The sequence below is a fragment of the Nocardia otitidiscaviarum genome, assembly GCF_007362295.1.
Lineage (GTDB): Bacteria > Actinomycetota > Actinomycetes > Mycobacteriales > Mycobacteriaceae > Nocardia > Nocardia otitidiscaviarum.
This window is the reverse complement of the sequence record NZ_CP041695.1, coordinates 5,902,040-5,917,314: the sequence shown is the minus strand read 5'-3', so window position 1 is coordinate 5,917,314 and position 15,275 is coordinate 5,902,040. Positions and strand designations below refer to the sequence as shown.

General features: G+C 65.9%; 16 protein-coding genes. All 16 read left to right on the top strand.

Going from position 1 to position 15,275, the window contains the following annotated elements:
- Positions 1 to 94 precede the first annotated feature (94 nt).
- The 16 genes from FOH10_RS26630 (at position 95) to FOH10_RS26555 (ending at position 15,270) form a co-directional block, all read left to right on the top strand.
- Entirely contained in the window at positions 95 to 1,774 is a 1,680-nt protein-coding gene (locus FOH10_RS26630; RefSeq protein ID WP_143982767.1) for a hypothetical protein, read from the top strand.
- Between the two features lie 35 nt (positions 1,775 to 1,809).
- Positions 1,810 to 2,547 (top strand): ESX secretion-associated protein EspG, encoded by a 738-nt coding sequence (locus FOH10_RS26625; protein WP_221937882.1) that lies wholly within the window; start codon positions 1,810 to 1,812, stop codon positions 2,545 to 2,547.
- Between the two features lie 134 nt (positions 2,548 to 2,681).
- Positions 2,682 to 3,047, top strand: a complete 366-nt coding sequence (locus FOH10_RS26620) for a hypothetical protein (RefSeq protein ID WP_143982765.1) — start codon at positions 2,682 to 2,684, stop codon at positions 3,045 to 3,047.
- 11 nt (positions 3,048 to 3,058) lie between these two features.
- On the top strand, positions 3,059 to 3,358 hold the full coding sequence (locus FOH10_RS26615) for a YbaB/EbfC family nucleoid-associated protein (protein ID WP_029923694.1): 300 nt from the start codon (positions 3,059 to 3,061) through the stop codon (positions 3,356 to 3,358).
- A 101-nt stretch (positions 3,359 to 3,459) separates the two neighbouring features.
- On the top strand, positions 3,460 to 3,774 hold the full coding sequence (locus FOH10_RS26610; protein WP_029923695.1) for a hypothetical protein: 315 nt from the start codon (positions 3,460 to 3,462) through the stop codon (positions 3,772 to 3,774).
- Positions 3,771 to 5,105, top strand: coding sequence for a hypothetical protein (locus tag FOH10_RS26605; protein ID WP_143982764.1), 1,335 nt, complete (start codon positions 3,771 to 3,773; stop codon positions 5,103 to 5,105). The genes FOH10_RS26610 and FOH10_RS26605 overlap by 4 nt, the downstream gene beginning before the upstream one ends.
- 28 nt (positions 5,106 to 5,133) lie before the next feature.
- Positions 5,134 to 5,448, top strand: a complete 315-nt coding sequence (locus FOH10_RS26600; protein ID WP_029923697.1) for a PE family protein — start codon at positions 5,134 to 5,136, stop codon at positions 5,446 to 5,448.
- 15 nt (positions 5,449 to 5,463) lie between these two features.
- Positions 5,464 to 6,501, top strand: coding sequence for a PPE domain-containing protein (locus FOH10_RS26595; RefSeq protein ID WP_143982763.1), 1,038 nt, complete (start codon positions 5,464 to 5,466; stop codon positions 6,499 to 6,501).
- Positions 6,498 to 7,286, top strand: coding sequence for an ESX secretion-associated protein EspG (locus FOH10_RS26590; RefSeq protein WP_143982762.1), 789 nt, complete (start codon positions 6,498 to 6,500; stop codon positions 7,284 to 7,286). Before FOH10_RS26595 ends, FOH10_RS26590 begins: the two co-directional genes overlap by 4 nt.
- Before the next feature lie 26 nt (positions 7,287 to 7,312).
- Positions 7,313 to 7,696, top strand: coding sequence for a WXG100 family type VII secretion target (locus FOH10_RS26585; protein ID WP_039809909.1), 384 nt, complete (start codon positions 7,313 to 7,315; stop codon positions 7,694 to 7,696).
- Between the two features lie 45 nt (positions 7,697 to 7,741).
- Positions 7,742 to 8,062, top strand: a complete 321-nt coding sequence (locus FOH10_RS26580; RefSeq protein WP_143982761.1) for a hypothetical protein — start codon at positions 7,742 to 7,744, stop codon at positions 8,060 to 8,062.
- Positions 8,063 to 8,189: 127 nt separating this feature from the next.
- Positions 8,190 to 9,701 (top strand): type VII secretion protein EccB, encoded by a 1,512-nt coding sequence (eccB, locus tag FOH10_RS26575; RefSeq protein WP_143982760.1) that lies wholly within the window; start codon positions 8,190 to 8,192, stop codon positions 9,699 to 9,701.
- 253 nt (positions 9,702 to 9,954) lie between these two features.
- Complete coding sequence (locus tag FOH10_RS26570; RefSeq protein ID WP_143982759.1) at positions 9,955 to 10,965, top strand: DUF7373 family lipoprotein; 1,011 nt, start codon at positions 9,955 to 9,957, stop codon at positions 10,963 to 10,965.
- Between the two features lie 49 nt (positions 10,966 to 11,014).
- A complete protein-coding gene (locus FOH10_RS26565) occupies positions 11,015 to 12,907 on the top strand; it encodes a serine/threonine-protein kinase (RefSeq protein ID WP_143982758.1) in 1,893 nt (630 codons plus the stop codon).
- Positions 12,904 to 14,811, top strand: a complete 1,908-nt coding sequence (locus FOH10_RS26560) for a serine/threonine-protein kinase (protein WP_143982757.1) — start codon at positions 12,904 to 12,906, stop codon at positions 14,809 to 14,811. The genes FOH10_RS26565 and FOH10_RS26560 overlap by 4 nt, the downstream gene beginning before the upstream one ends.
- 48 nt (positions 14,812 to 14,859) lie before the next feature.
- Complete coding sequence (locus FOH10_RS26555) at positions 14,860 to 15,270, top strand: DUF3592 domain-containing protein (RefSeq protein WP_143982756.1); 411 nt, start codon at positions 14,860 to 14,862, stop codon at positions 15,268 to 15,270.
- The last annotated feature ends 5 nt before the right edge of the window (positions 15,271 to 15,275 follow it).

Genomic DNA, 15,275 nt, shown 5'->3' with positions numbered 1-15,275 from the left:
AGTATCGACGGCGAGCCGACCGGAATACACCGTGATACGGTCGGACCCATGGCGACACACCGGGGGCGTTCGCGGGTGATGGGGAACGGAATCAATGACTGATGGTGGAACTCGGTTCGGCGGTCTGAAGTCGCAGGCCGAAAACGGCGGGGGTCAGCTTCTCTTCGACGCGAGTGTCGTCGCGGATATGGTCAATGCCTGCAATGGCGTGCTCGGTCAGCTGCTCGCGCTGCGAACTTTCGCCGACCAGGTGAGTACGCTGGCGGCATTCGCGGGTCCGCCCGAACTCTTCGAGTCCGGAACCCATCTCGCACAGGCGTACTCCAGTGCCGGTGCCGACCTCGCTGCCTACTTCGAGACTCATATCACGACGCTCGATGACCTGGTCGCAACCTACAAGGCGGCGGGTAAGGCTTTCGCCGGCGCGGAGGACGAATCCGTCAGGGCATTCGAGAGCATTCAGCGCCCACTCGGCGGCAGCTTCACCACGCCGCACCCGGCACTGGGTGGCGGGGGCGAGGTCCCCGCTTTCGAGCCCAAGGAACCGGCCGCGACGTCACCGTCCGGCGCGAATGCGATCAGCGCCGAGAACCCCGAGTCGAAGTCCTGGGAGGACCTCTACCAACTGCGCGAGAGCATCGACGCCCCGGCTGTCGCCTATATCGGGTCGGTCTGGGGATTCATCGCCACCGAGTTGAGCGGTGCGGTGCCGGAACTCCGCACCAAGATTGTCGGTTCGAACGACAAATGGGCGGGCGGTTCCGGGGACACCGCGAGATCGGCGGCCAGTTCGTACGCCGACAATCTCGTCGCGTTCGTCGCGAGTATCAAGACGATCGGCGAGGGGCTCGGCCACACCTCCGGTTGGCTGCAAGCCTGTAAGAACAGCATGCCGACGGAGGAACACAATCCCGCCTATCGGACGTCCTCCGGTCAGCAGGGACTGGCTGTCCCCGCCGAAGCCGTCCCGGATCGCACCAACGAGTTTCGCGAGAATTACCGCCGGACATACGTGGCGGGAATCGCGGACTACAACTCGGCGACCCCGAAACTACATCCGCCGACCAACCCCGTGAACCCCGCCACGGTGCCGCAGAGCCCGACCGGAGCCGACACGTCTCCAGTCACCGACGGCGGCAGTCCCGCACAGGAGACTCCCACCGCGCCGACGACCGAGGTCGACCCACAGCAGCCGCAGGACCAGGCCCCCGAGCCCAGCCCGGCTACCGATACACCGGCTCCGTCGACCGAAGACCCCGCCCAGCAGTTGACGCAACTGGCACAGGGAGCCCTGCAAATGGCTGGGCAGGTAGCACAGCAGGTGGCGCAAACAGTGCAACAGGCGATCCAGTCCGTGCAGGAACAGATTCAGCAACTCGACGACCGGTCCGACGAGGAAGACCAACTCGAGGAACCGCAACTCGCCCAGGACGATCGCGCGAACGGCACACCGGAATCCACCGTGCCCACCGGTAGCGGTGGCGGCCCATCGGCCACCCCGCAAACCACTCTCTCGGACACTCCCACCTCGAACCTCTATCCCCGAGCGAATATCGCGGAAGAAGTCTCGACGGCAAGAACTACGGGCACACCATCATCGAATTCGCCCTACGCCGCACCCGGCATGATGCCGATGGGCGCCGCCGGTGCCGCTGGTGCGGGGCAAAGCCAGGAGAAGGAATACAAACGAGCGAGTTTCCTCGAAGACCGCTCACATCTCGCCGAAGCACTCGGTGAGCTCCCGACCGCAGTGAAGCCGGTCGCCGACACGTGAACCGCAGTTGGCACTTCGGGGATCTGGAATTCGTTGTGCTGTGGGAGAAATTGACCGGAGATTTCCTCCCACACCCCTTCACTTTCACCAGCCGTACGCCACTGTATGACGACTTTCAACGCGAGAAATACGAGACATCGCTCCGGATGCGAGACGGGGTGGACGTTGCGCTGGTCCGTGCGTTCGAGTCATTGGCGCACCCCGATATTCGGGTGGCGGTACACAGTTGGGACGCGCAGGATCCGGAGCGAGCGGGCGGCTGGATCCGGCTCTTGGCCGGACGTCGAGGCGACCGTGGTTGTCTCGTCGCGCAACTGCCCGGCGAGACCCCGAGGCACAGCGGTGGGTTCACGATCATCGAGTGTCATGCCCTGGTGCTGGCGGACGCCGTGGTCGCCGCATTGCCCGAGGTGAATCCTGGCGGACGGGGCGATATTCCACTGTCGGCGGCAGTCGAGAACCACGACCACTCCTTCGGAATATCGCCGGTAGCGGCACCGGGTGATGACGCCGAGGAGCACGTCCGCGCATTTCTTCGCGCTCGCCACGATCGGATCGGCATTATCGAGATCATCCAGGGTGAATCGAAATTCGGTCCTCGTGGCATCAGTGCGCACCGTATCGAGTTTCGGGATCTGTCGGACGACGGCCGCTATGCCGTCGGACACTCGGCGCCGTGGACGGCAATGTCGACTGACGCAGCCAGATTGAAGGCGATCATCAACACTCGCATAGCGGATATCGTCCGAACGATCAGGGATGAGCGGTGTTGACGAATACTCTTTGTGTGGAAATCTCGGATCGCCGGATCGGCTGATGTGGTTCCGCACAGTCGGAGGTCCGCCGCTGGCGCGGGCCACCGGTGATGTGATATCTCTACCAATGGTCATATGGGAGGGAGTTCAGCATGGCGGATACGGGGGCGGTGAGTACTGGACCCGGTGAACAGGGGATTCCTACGTTCTCCGCGGCCACGTTCAGCGGCTCGATCAAGGTGCGAACCACTGAGCAGGGCCTGCCCGTGGCCATTCGTGTCAATCCTTCCGAATTGCATCGTGATCCATCACAGCTCGCGGCCGAGGTCTTGCGGCTGTGTCAGCGCAGCGCGGCTCGCGCGGGCGCCGAGCGGCGCAAGCAGCTGGAGGAGGCTGGCGTGAGCGCGGAGACGCTGCAGCGTTCCGGACTCCCCACCGAGGCCGACGTCGCACGTCTGGAACTGGTCGAGGAGCAGGAGTACGAGACCGAGCCGCAGAGCTGGCTCGGGACCGTGTAGGGGAGGGGTACGTGGTCGGGTCGTGGGATGAGCTGGAGACGCGCGTTCGTCAGCAGATGTATCGGTTCCAGGAGTTCGGGGACGAGCTTGCCGCCGTGCGCGGGCGAGAGACGTCCGAGGACGGTGCGGTGACCGTCGAGGTCGACGGCAATGGGGCGTTGCGGGATTTGAACTTCTCCAGCGAGATTGCGCGGATGTCGCCTGACGAGTTCGAGCGAGCCGTCGTGGACACGGCGAATGCGGCGGCGCGGAACGCGTTCACGAAGCGGGCAGAGCTTATGACTCGCTTCAACGAGGAGTTCGCTGGTTAGCCGCCAGGTTAAGCGGACCTTTTGAAATTGTTAACCAACTGGCGCAACCATTTTCGTGCCAGTACTCTTCACCCAAGATCGATCGTCAGGGAGGGAACACAATGGGCGACCTGGTGAAGGCCGAGTTCGCGGAGATCACAGCTTTCGGTAGCACCGAGGCCGCGACGGCGGCGCAGGTCGCCGGTGCTGCCGCGGCCGATTCGGCGGCGGCACTGGCATCGGCGGTACCGGTGTTCGGGCTGATCGGTCAGGACTTCCTCATCGCCTTCGCGCAGGCGCAGGCCAACTATCTGCTGTCGACGGCCGAGATCGCCGCCGTGCACGGACAGACCGCGGCCGCCGCGTACTCGGGCGTCGCGCTGTACGAGAGCACCGAACTCGCGTCGGCGATCAGCTTCGCAGTCAACTCGCTGTGAGTGACGCCACGCTGAACCCGACGGTGCTGGACGTACTGCGTACCAGCCCCGTGGGTTCGATGCTGGATCGTCCGGTCGCCGATGTGCTGCGCGATCTGGGTATTCCCCAGCTGCCGCAGCTTCCGCAGTTGCCAGCCATGCCGGAGATCACCCTGCCGTCCATTGATCCGACGGTGCTGATCCAGCCCGTGGTGGAGCTGCTGTCGGGCTTCGGCAGCGGCAGTCTGGGCGGCGGCGGATTCGATCCCACCGATCTGTTCTCGCTGGTCACGAATGCGCTGGGCAGCGCGAACGATACGACCATGCAGGCGCTGAACCAGGTCTCGGCCGGGTGGCAGAGCGAGGCGGCGGTCAAGGCCAAGCAGAAGAGCCTGAGCGTCGTCGACGACACGGGGCGGGTGCAGGCGCAGGGTTTTCAGCAGAAGGCCATTCTGCTCGATGCCGAACGGGTCGTCGCCCAGGGATACGCGGAGCTCAGCGGTGTCATCGCGAAATTCGTCGCCGAGGTGATCGCCGGTGCGCCGTTCTTCGTGACGCCGCCGGGTTTCCCGGTGCTGCTCGGCCTGGCGTCCCAGGTCGTCGGCGAGGCGACCATCATCGCCGCCAAGACCCGTGGCGAGCTGAGTGTCAAGACCGCCCAGATCGTCGGTGCGGGAATGAAGATTCCGGTCACCGGAGCGCCCACCGTCGCCGATGCGGTGCAGCTGGCGAATATGGTCGCGCAGTCGGTGCAGCCGCTGGCGCAGCCCGCCGCCCAGCTCGCGACCAAGGTCGCCGAGAAGGGCGGCGAGGTGGTCAGCAGCGGTGCGCAGGTGATCAGCAAGGCGACCGATACCGGTCAGCAGCTGCTCAGCGGTCTGACACCGACGACCACACCGACCAACCCGTCCAAGACCACCGACAGTCCCACCACGGATGGGCTGGGCGACGACCCGACCGGCAAGATCGACGGCGACGATTCGACTCCCGGCGGTTCCATCATCGGTGGCGGCGGCGTGCCCATGAGCCCGACATCGCCCAGCAATACCCCGTTGACCAGGACATCGTTCGGGGAGCCGACCGGATCCGGTGCTCCGGCCCGCACCTCCACGGGCACCACGACACAGACCGGCCGCATGTCGACCTCGCCGATGATGTCCGGCATGGGTGGCGGCGCGGGTGCGGCGAATCGTGCCGGGGCCGCCGACGAGACCGCTTCGAACGACCGCTCCAACCTCGTCACCGGCGTGAACGGCGACGAAGTGGTCGGCGTCGTCGAAGGTGTATCCACTCCCGTGATCGGTGGCGTGGCCCCGATCGAAGAGCCGCCGGACAAAGCGCTAACCCTCTGAAACGCCAAAGGCAACAGGAGAAACCACCATGGCTACCACCGAATTCGCCGGCCTTCGTTTCGATCCCGAATCAGCTCTGCTCGCCGCCGCCCAGCTCGACGCTCTGGCGGACCGCCTCGCCGGGGGTGTGCGGGACGAACAGCCCAAGCTCACCCTGGTTTCCGCCGGTTCCGACGAGGTCTCGGTGCGTGCGACGCAGACCCTCAACGCGGTCGCCGCGTCGTTCCAGCAGAGCGCCGACAACGGCGTGAGCGAGCTGCGCCGGCTCGCCACCGCCCTGCGCGCGCAGACCACCAACTTCGGACAGGTCGAGAGCCAGAGCGCGCTCGGCTTCGCGGTCTGATCGGAACCGCCGCCGATGCTGGAACCACAGAACCCCGGCTTCACCGGGACGGTTTGGGAAGCCAGGCCGCCGGAGCAGCTGGCCCGAGACCTGGTGACGGGTGCGGGCGCGGTGCCCGCGGCCGAGGCCGGTCTCGCGTGGGCGCGGTTGGGCGCGAGCTTCGCGGCGGCGGCCGTCGAGTACGACCGGATCCTCACGACGCTCGGCACGGCGTGGGAATCCAGTAACAGCGGACCGGCCATCGAGCGGTTCCGCATGTTGCGAGACTGGCTGACATCCTCGGCGGCGGCCGCCGCCGGCAATGCCACGCAGGCCGAATCACATGCTGTCGCTTACGAGATCGCGCGCCTGGCCATGCCCGACGCGCAGGAGACGGAAGCGCTGCGCGACCTGCAGAAGCTGATGGAACAGGTCGGCACCGCGCTCGGAGCGCCGATGCTCGCAAAGATCTCACAGGTCGAAGGCGACGCCGACGCCGCGAAAGCCGTTGCGGCGCGGGTCATGCGCACCTACGAGGCCGCGACCGAGACGTTGGCGACCCCGTGGGAACACGAGGCCCCGCCTGTCGTTGTGCCCGAGGTGGCCGCGAGCGGTACGGAACCCGGAGCGACGGACCCGAGCCAGTCGACCGCGCAGTCGCCCGGCGCTGTCCCGGGATATCCCATCGCTCCGATCAGCATCGCACCCGTGAAGACCGATTACCGCGGTCGAACCACCACCCCGGTCACGGTCACACAGTCCGAGCGGACGCAGGTACAGCCGGTCTCGACGATCCAGCACAGCACGGCCATGCCGCTGGCTCCGGCCGCGATGGCGGCGGGTGCCGGGCAGTCCGAAGAGGAACACACCACACGTTCGGATCTGGCGGGTATGCCGACCGGCGACACCGAACTCGGCCTGAACGCCGGGGTACAGGTCGCCCCGGCGGTGCTCGGCGGCCTGGATCCGAATGCGCAGCGGGCGGTTCCGGATATCGCGTTCAACGCGGGCAGCGCGGGAGCGGAGAGCGCCAAGCCCACCGAGTCGGGCAGAAGTGAGGAGGCGTCATCATGACGACTCTCACCAATGACGGCGTGATCGCGCTCGCCGGGCACCTCGGCGTGCAAACCCTGCCGCTCGTGCTTTCGGTTGGGCCGCAACAGGAATCACATCGTGACTGGGCTCTCGCTCAGGAGCGGGCCCGGGCCGAACTGATCTCCGGCCGGGTGATCGACGGTCGCGGCGATGTCGAACCCGACACGGCAGAAGCCATGTTCGTCCTCGCCCAACCCGAACGGGAGTTGGCCGTGCGGGTTTTCTCCGAAGACGGGCAGACACGAGTGTGCGTGGCTCGCCGCGGTGCGAGCCAGGCGGTCGCCGTGCGACGCGGCGACAGCCTCTCACTCCGGACGCTGTGGTCCGACGGCTCTGCCGAGTCACTGGCGCGCCCGATCATCGACGCACTCGGTGGATGTCCGCCCGCGGACGTGGTCAACCTCAGCGCGCCCTCCGCCGAACTTCACGAACGCTTCGATGCCGCAACGACATCGGAGGACTACGCGGGTGCTGTCTACAGTTACGGCCTGGAGGAGACCGAGGCCACCGCTTACGGTCTCGCACTCGCGTCCTGTAAGGCTTACGCCGAGGTGGTGGCCTACGCCCACGCCGACGGCGTGACAGACCGATCACCGGGAGCGGCCGTGGTGTACGACACCGCGCGTGGCCGCATCGTGTCCGCCCCCGGGGTCGCCCCGGACCAGCAGATCTGGTCCACGCTGACACCAGGCACCGATCACCGGATCGCGCAAGCGATTTCGGGTCTGTTCGACTGGCTGCCTGGGGGGAGGTGGCTGTCGTAATCCAGATGTGAACAGACAGTTGACCCATGCAGAGATGGGTGATGTGGTGCCACATCACCTGGCGTTCCTCGGAATACACAGAGATTGAGGTACATACGATGGTTGCAACAGATGCGGTAGCAGTCCAGAACGCGAAGGACGAGGTTGCTACGGTTGTCGACCGGATCCAGACGATTCTCGCCGCCGTGCAGGACCTGGTGCAGGAGGGCAGGACCGGGTTCAAGGGCGCGGCAGCCGCTGCGTACGAGAAGGCCGCGAATGAATGGGATCAGGAAGGCCTTCGTCTGAAGGGCGTGCTGATGAAGCTCGAGGCGCAGGTTGGTGAAGGCCAGACCCAGTACAACAACATGGAGCTGGAAAACGAAGAAGGTTTTGCAGCTGTTACCGGCGGTCTGACGAATTTGGCGTGAGAACCGAGTTCTCCGCAACCACATAAGTAAGCAGAAGGAGCGAAAATGTCGGATATCACCGTATACGACAAAGCGACTATCACCAACATGTACAACGAGCTGCACCGGCTTTACGGTCAGCTGTCGCAGGCTGGTGTCGACGACATGCAGGCCGCGTCCGAGAAGCTGCGGTTGGCATGGTCGGACGACAAGGGCAATATCAATGCGGCGTACACGTCCGGTTATGAGCCGGTGAAGAACGCGTGGGACGCCGAGTTCGGTGACACCCTGAGTGTCCTGAACAAGATCGCGGTCGCGCTCGAAACCGCGATGGGCAATGCCTTCGGTGCCGACGCGAGGATCGCGGACGGCTTCGGCGCGATCTGAATCGAGTTGAGCGCTCACACATGGCACCCCTCTTCGGAGGGGTGCCATGTCACTGTGTCCCGCCGCGGGCCTACTATCGTTGCCCCGAGGACCTGGCCGCCCTGCTCGTTGGCCTGATGGAGGATTCGTGCCAGCACAGTTGACCACCCGTGCCCAAGTCAACGGGTACCGATTTCTTCTTCGTCGGCTCGATCATGCCCTGATCCGCCGCGACGTGCGGATGTTGCATGATCCGATGCGGGCGCAGTTCCGTTCCCTGGTGGTCGGTGCGGTGCTGGCATTGTTGGTTGTCGCCGGTGCGGTGATCATGTCGTTCATTCGTCCCCAGGGGTCGATCGGGGACGCGAATATCGTGATGGGCAAGGAAAGTGGCGCGCTGTACGTTGTCGTGCCGGATGAGAACGACGAGGATGCCAAGACTTTGCATCCGGTGCTGAATCTGGCTTCGGCGCGGCTGATTATGGGAAGCAACGAGTCTCCCACGTCGGTCAAGGACAACAAGCTCAATTCGCTGCCCCGTGGGCCGCTGCTCGGGATACCCGGCGCGCCCGCGGCGCTGCCTGGTTCCGGTCAAGGTGACCGGTCGCAGTGGACGCTGTGCGATACGGTTCAGCTGTCCGCGTCCGGTGGCGCTGCCGCTTCCCAGGGTGCGACGACCACCGCGATCGCCGGGAAACTGGAGCTGAGCGACCGGATGAACAATGTCGCCGACAATGGTGCGCTGCTGGTGCGGGCGGGCGACAAGAGCTATCTGATCTACGACGGCAAACGCGCGGAAATCGATACGGCGAATGCGGTCATGCAGCGTTCGCTGCGGTTGGCCGATCAACAGCCGCGGCCGATTACCGCGGGCCTGCTCGGGGCGGCGACCGAGGTTCCGCCCTTGACGCCGCCGGTGATCGAGCGCGGCGGTGAGCCCGGACCCGGACGGCTCGCCGATATTCCGATCGGTGGCGTCATCCGGGTGACCGGACTCAGCGATGCCGACGCATCCGACCTGTACGTCGTGCTTCAGGACGGTGTGCAGCGCGTTTCCGAGTTCACCGCCCAGGTGATCCGGAATACCGATTCTCGCGGGATGAGCGATATCCCGTCGATACCGCCGGACATGCTCAGCGGAATCAATACGGTGCACACACTCCCGGTCGACGACTTCCCCGAGGACACTCCGACCGTGATCGCGGCCGAGGACCATCCGGTCGCCTGCATCACGTGGTCGAAGTCAGGTGGCGCCGGGCTGCTGCAAGCCGATGCGACCGAAGGCCCTGCCGACCGCGCGACGGTCACGCTGCTTTCGGGGACGCGGCTGCCGCTCTCGGATTCGGCGAAGCCGGTGGCCCTGGCGACGTCCGATGGCACCGGTGATCGCATCGACAGTGTCTATATCCCGCCGACCACAGGGGAATTCGTGCGGGTCACCGGAGTCGAGCCGGGCAGCCAGCGGCGGGACAGCCTCTTCTATGTCGCGGACAACGGGATTCGTTACGGTGTGCCCGATCTCGATACCGCGTCCGTACTCGGCCTCGGCAATACTCCGAATCTCGCACCCTGGGCCATCATCGGCCAACTCGTGCCCGGACCCACCCTGAGCAAACAGGACGCCCTGGTCAGTCACGATTCGGTGTCGGCAAGCGGCTGACCGCGCAACTCGAAAGTACGTCTGGACAGCGTCCGCGAAGGTAGCGGATCGAAATGGGGGGATCGTGCGATTCCGGATTCACCGTGCTGCGGCGGTTGGTGTCATCGCCGCATTGTCCGGCGTTGTCGCCGGATGCGGGGGCACCGCGGATGCGCCGCCGGGAACGGTTTCGACTACGGATTTCGGAACGTACTCCGCGCAACCTCCCGAAGGCGATTTCGACGTCCGTCCGGACCGGGCGCGCGGAATGCTCGTGGAGTCACTGCGATTGGGCGAGCACATCGTGTTCGGCAGTGAGATCGCCCCTGAAGTCGCGGTGCAGCGCTACGCTGCGGTGACCCTCGGAGAGCGTGGAGCGTGGTCGGGAATCCAGACGCACCAGGTGGTCGCGGCCCAGCCGTTCAACCCGTACGCGGGCTTCACGGCGGAGGCGGCGGACTCACCCTATCTCGGCGAGCATTCGAAGCAGCCGCTGGTGAGCGTCACCCTCATGGCGTTTCCGGACGAACAGTCGGCCGGCGCGGCCGCGGGAGCCATGGCCGCCGCCGATTTCGGACTGAACGCCTCCAATACCCCGGTAACCCTGCCCGGCTACCCCGCGGCACTGACGCACTGGATTCCCTCATACGCCAATGTCGGCAGTTGGATGGCGGTCGGATCGGTTGTCGTCCATGTCATCGCCCAGCTTCAGGAACCGCGACTCGACCAACTCACCGCTCTGTTGACCAAGACCTATCGCGAACAGTCACGGCGGTTGGAAGGGTACGCGGCCGTAGCACCCGACGGGCTCGATGCCCTGCCGATGGATCGCGACGGACTGCTGACCCGACTGGTCGGCACCGGTGACAATCTCCCGGACGCGCGCGATTTCGCGGTTTACGGTCTGCGCACTTATGCCGTGCTTTCCAGTCAGGATCCCGCCGACCTGGTGCGCGAGTTCGAGCAACGGGGGGTTACGTCGATCGCGGTGTCGGACAACAAGTATCTGTACGCCCTGACAGATCCCGGGGCCGCCGTGAACTTCGCGGGCTACCTGTCCGAGACACCGACCGTTTCGGAATACGAACGGATGGACGGCGTTTCGGGTACGGACGAGATCAACTGTTTCCAGGCCACCGCGCCGAATCCGACGGAGGCACAGGCGCGCCGCTTTCGCTGCGTCATCCCGCACCGAAATGTCGTAGCCGAGGTTTTCAGCGATCGGGAGTCCGATGTCCGCCAGTTGGCAGCCGCCCAATACGCCCTGCTGAAAGACGGCGAGTGAGGGCCATCACAAGACGGCCTCGATACCGCGGGGGCACGGAGGAAGACGTATGAAGGGTCTGGGTTCCAACGACCCACGCCAGCTCGGACGAAACCGAATCGTGGCCGTGATCGGCCAGGGCGGCATGGGCCGGGTGCTCCTCGGCCAGTCCGTGTCCGGGCGGCTGGTGGCGGTCAAGCAGGTGCACCGTCACCTCTCGAAGAACGCCGAGTTCCGGGAACGGTTTCGTCGGGAGGTGGCGGCGAGCCGGCAGGTGACCGGTGCGTACACCGCCGCCGTGGTGGACAGTGACACCGAATCGGCTACGCCGTGGCTGGCGACCGAATACATCCCCGGTCCGTCCCTGAAGACGGTGATCGAAGCAACCGGCCCGATGTCCCTGGGCGGATTGCGTTTGCTGGCAGCGGGTTTGGCCTCGGCGTTGATCGAGATACACCGGGCGGGGCTGGTGCACCGGGACCTCAAGCCCGCGAATGTGCTCCTGGCCGCGGACGGGCCACGCGTGATCGACTTCGGTATCGCCCGGGCGATGGAGGGCGACGCGGAGCTCACCGCGACCGGATCCGTCGTCGGCTCGCCCGCGTACATGTCACCGGAACAGGCACAGGGACAGCCGTTGACACCCGCCGCGGACGTCTTCTCGGTGGGAGCCATTCTGGTCATGGCCGCCACCGGCGCGGGACCCTTCGCCGGAACCGCGACCCCTCAGGTTCTCTACAACGTCATACACACCACGCCCGAGACATCTCGGGTGCCCGAGCCGCTGCGCGCCATCGTGGAGCGTTGTCTGTCGAAGGATCCCGGGCAGCGTCCGACACCGGACCAGTTGTTGGAGGCCGCCGGTTCGATCGCGGCCGAGCCCGTGTGGTCCGGGGCGGTCCAGGACGCCATCTCGGAGCACCGTTCCGACTCGGACTGGTGGGTCGAAACCACCGCCAAACATGCTCGATACGAATCCCAGCTGGCCGGTTTGAAGGAGCGGCGGCGGCGCACCGTTCGATTCGCCGGTGCGGCGCTCGGTGCGCTGCTGTTGTTCACCGCCACCGCCTATGCCGGACACCGGTGGGCCGAGCAGCCGGGGCACGCGGCGCCCGCCAGCGATCTCGCGGTGACGCTCACCGGCGAGCAGTGGCGAACCATCGACCCCTGCGCGCTGCTGGAGGGCTCGCTGCAGGATGAATTCGGAGCCCGCACGGGTGATTCCTCGACCAACTCCGCGGGGCAATGCAGCGCCGAGTTCACCGACTCCGCCGGAACCGAACGAACCTTCGACGTGTCGATCGGCGTCGGCATCGCGACGAGCCGAAATCGAATGCGGCCCACGGGAGCAGTGGCCGGCTGGATGCCGATCTACGGTCTGCTCGACCAGGGAGCATCGTGTGACCGGTGGGTCATTTCGCAGGGACGGCCGAGTGTCGCGGTCAGATTCACCGCGCGGGAGTCCGGCAGCGGGGCCGACGGATGTCCGGCGGCCGAACGCGGAATACAGGCAGTGGTGACCCGGCTGGCGGTCAATCCGCCACGACTTGCCCTGCCCGCGGGGACTATTCGGACACTCGATCCCTGCGATCTGGTCGATCGGCCGAAGGTCACGGAGCTGACCGGGAACTCCGTTCGGCAGCGCAGCGCTCCGACCAATTGCTACTGGTCCGGCGACGACTACTACGTGTCGCTCGAGCTGACCGAGGGCGCCCGGCCGGATCGTGCCGGCGGCAGCCGCAGCACCGAACCGAGGCAGACCGACGGTGAAACGGTCTATGTCGATGACATTCAGGCAGCGCACGGTACCGCGAAATGTGAGCTGACCTATCTGGCTCGCCCCACTCGCGACGATAGGGCCGAGATAGTGAAAATTACCATCGGCAGTTGGCATTCGGCTCCCGATACCTGCGATCGGGCTGGGCGCATGTTCTCCACGGTGCTTCCCCGGCTGACGACATGAAGATCCAGCCGCTCCAGGCCGATGACCCTCAGCATGTCGGTCGGTATCGGGTCCTCGGTGAACTCGGCGCCGGTGGCATGGGCCGGGTGCTGCTCGGCGTCGGCGCCGACGGACGGCTCGTCGCGATCAAGCAGGTACATCCGCATCTGCTCGACGAGGCGGAGTACCGCGCCCGCTTCCGCCGCGAGGTCGCCGCCACCACCAGGGTGTCGGGCGCCTTCACCGCGCCGGTGATCGACTTCGACATCGATTCGGGCGTACCGTGGCTGGCCTCGGTATTCGTCATCGGAATGCCCCTGGACAAGGCCGTGTCCCAGTACGGGCCGCTGCCCCCGTCGGCGGTACGCAGGCTGGCGGTCGGACTGGCGGCGGCATTGCATGCCATCCATCAGGCTGGTCTCGTTCATCGGGATCTCAAGCCCGCGAACGTATTGCTCGCCGACGACGGTCCACGTGTCATCGATTTCGGCATCGCGTCCATGAGCGAGAATCCGGGTGGACTCACCGAGACCGGTTCGGTGCTCGGTTCTCCCGCGTACATGTCACCGGAACAGACACTGGCGCAACGTCTTACATCCGCCAGTGACGTGTTCTCGCTCGGTTCGGTGCTAATGGCGGCGGCGACCGGATCCAGCCCCTTCGAGGCCGCTTCCTTGGCCTACACGCTGTTCAATATCGCCCACACTCAACCCGACCTGGAGGCGCTGCCGTCGGAACTTCGCGACCTCATCGAACCTTGTCTGCGCAAGGACCCGGCCGCACGTCCGACACCGGCACAGATCCTGGACTACCTGGGCCAGCCGGTACAGCACGAGCTGCCGTGGCCGGAACCGGTCCACCACGAAATCGAGCGACAGCGTACGGAATTGGCCGCGTTGGCGGCCGACCCCGATGCCACCTCCGTACTGCCCGGCGTCCGCCGGGTGCGCGACCGCCGCGAGCAGCCACACCCGACGCGTAGGCGGAGCGGACGCGTCGGGACGGCGATCGCCGTCGCGGTGGTACTGGCCGTCGCGATGGCGGTCACCGCCACCGCGGCATGGGTGCGGTCAGGTGACACCGCACCGCAGCCGGCGGCCAGGGAACTGACGCTGCCCCAGGTACGCGAGGCGGATACCTGCTCGTGGTTGAAAGAGGCGTTGGGAGCGTCGGTTCCAGTCGATCTCGCCCAGAACGTGCCCGCTGAGGTTTCCGCCTGGCAATTGGTCCCCTTCTCCCAATGGAGCTGTCATTCGGCGGTTCGTCTGGGCGACCGCCAGCTGATCTTCAGTGCGGGGGACATAGTGCACCGCTCGGAGAGGACAGCCGTCGAGGTCCCCGCGGGTTCCTTCGCGGCAGGCCAGCCGATCGTGGGCGATTCCGACGGGTACGGCTGTGAACGCTCGGTCAGAGTCTCCGACAGCACGACATGGGGTTTGACCGTGAGTGGCGGCGCCGAATCCTGCGACCTGCTCGAGCACATCCTGCTGCGGGTACTAGCGGTCGAGGAGGTTCCGCGGCTGGCGGACGTCGCGGGTTCGCTGGCATCGGTCGATCCGTGCGGCCTCGCCGACCCGGCGTCGCTGCTCCCGCTCATCGGTCCGGTTCCGGATATCCCGTCCGTGGCCTCGGCACGTTCCTGCGAATGGCAGGGTTCGGAATCCGTCGCGATCACGACCAGCCGCAGCACTGACCTGGATGACGCTCCGGTGATCGAGCTCGGGGACGGGCGGCAGCTGCTCGCGCCGACCTCGACCGTGGATGCGATATGCGACCGCAAGTACGTATTCCGACAGGATGGTGCGGACTCCGAGGTCGTGAACGTAAGGGTGCACGGTGGTGCGGGCATGAACGAACAGATCTGCGCCACAGCGGAATCCGTGGCTCGAACGGCTATCGACAGACTGCCGCGGCAACCTGGATGATGCCGGGAGCTGCCCCGCGCGGGGTGGCGGGCCACAGAAGGGAACCGGATGAGCAAGGATTGGTTGTTCGCCCTCATCCCGCTCGGACTGGGATCGGTGTTCTTCGCCGTCGGCGTCAACTTCGTGCTGCGCACCCGCGCATTGCGCCGGAACGGGGCTAAGGCGTATGGGGAGGTGGTGCGGTTGGCGACGAGTTCGGGTAACAACGGCACGCTCTACCATCCGGTGGTTCGGTGGGTGGCGGCCGATGGGCGGGTCGTGGAGCGTGCGGCGCCGATCGGCAAGACGTGGATCGTCAATTTCCGGCCCGGTCGGCAGGTGCTGGTGCACTACAATCCGGCCGATCCCGACCGGATGGCCATCGACGGCTACAGCGGCGGTTCGGAGTGGCTGTTCTGCCTGCTCGGCGCACTGCTGATCATCGGGACCGCGGCGGTTTTCGTCGTGTTCGGGCTCTGATCGGC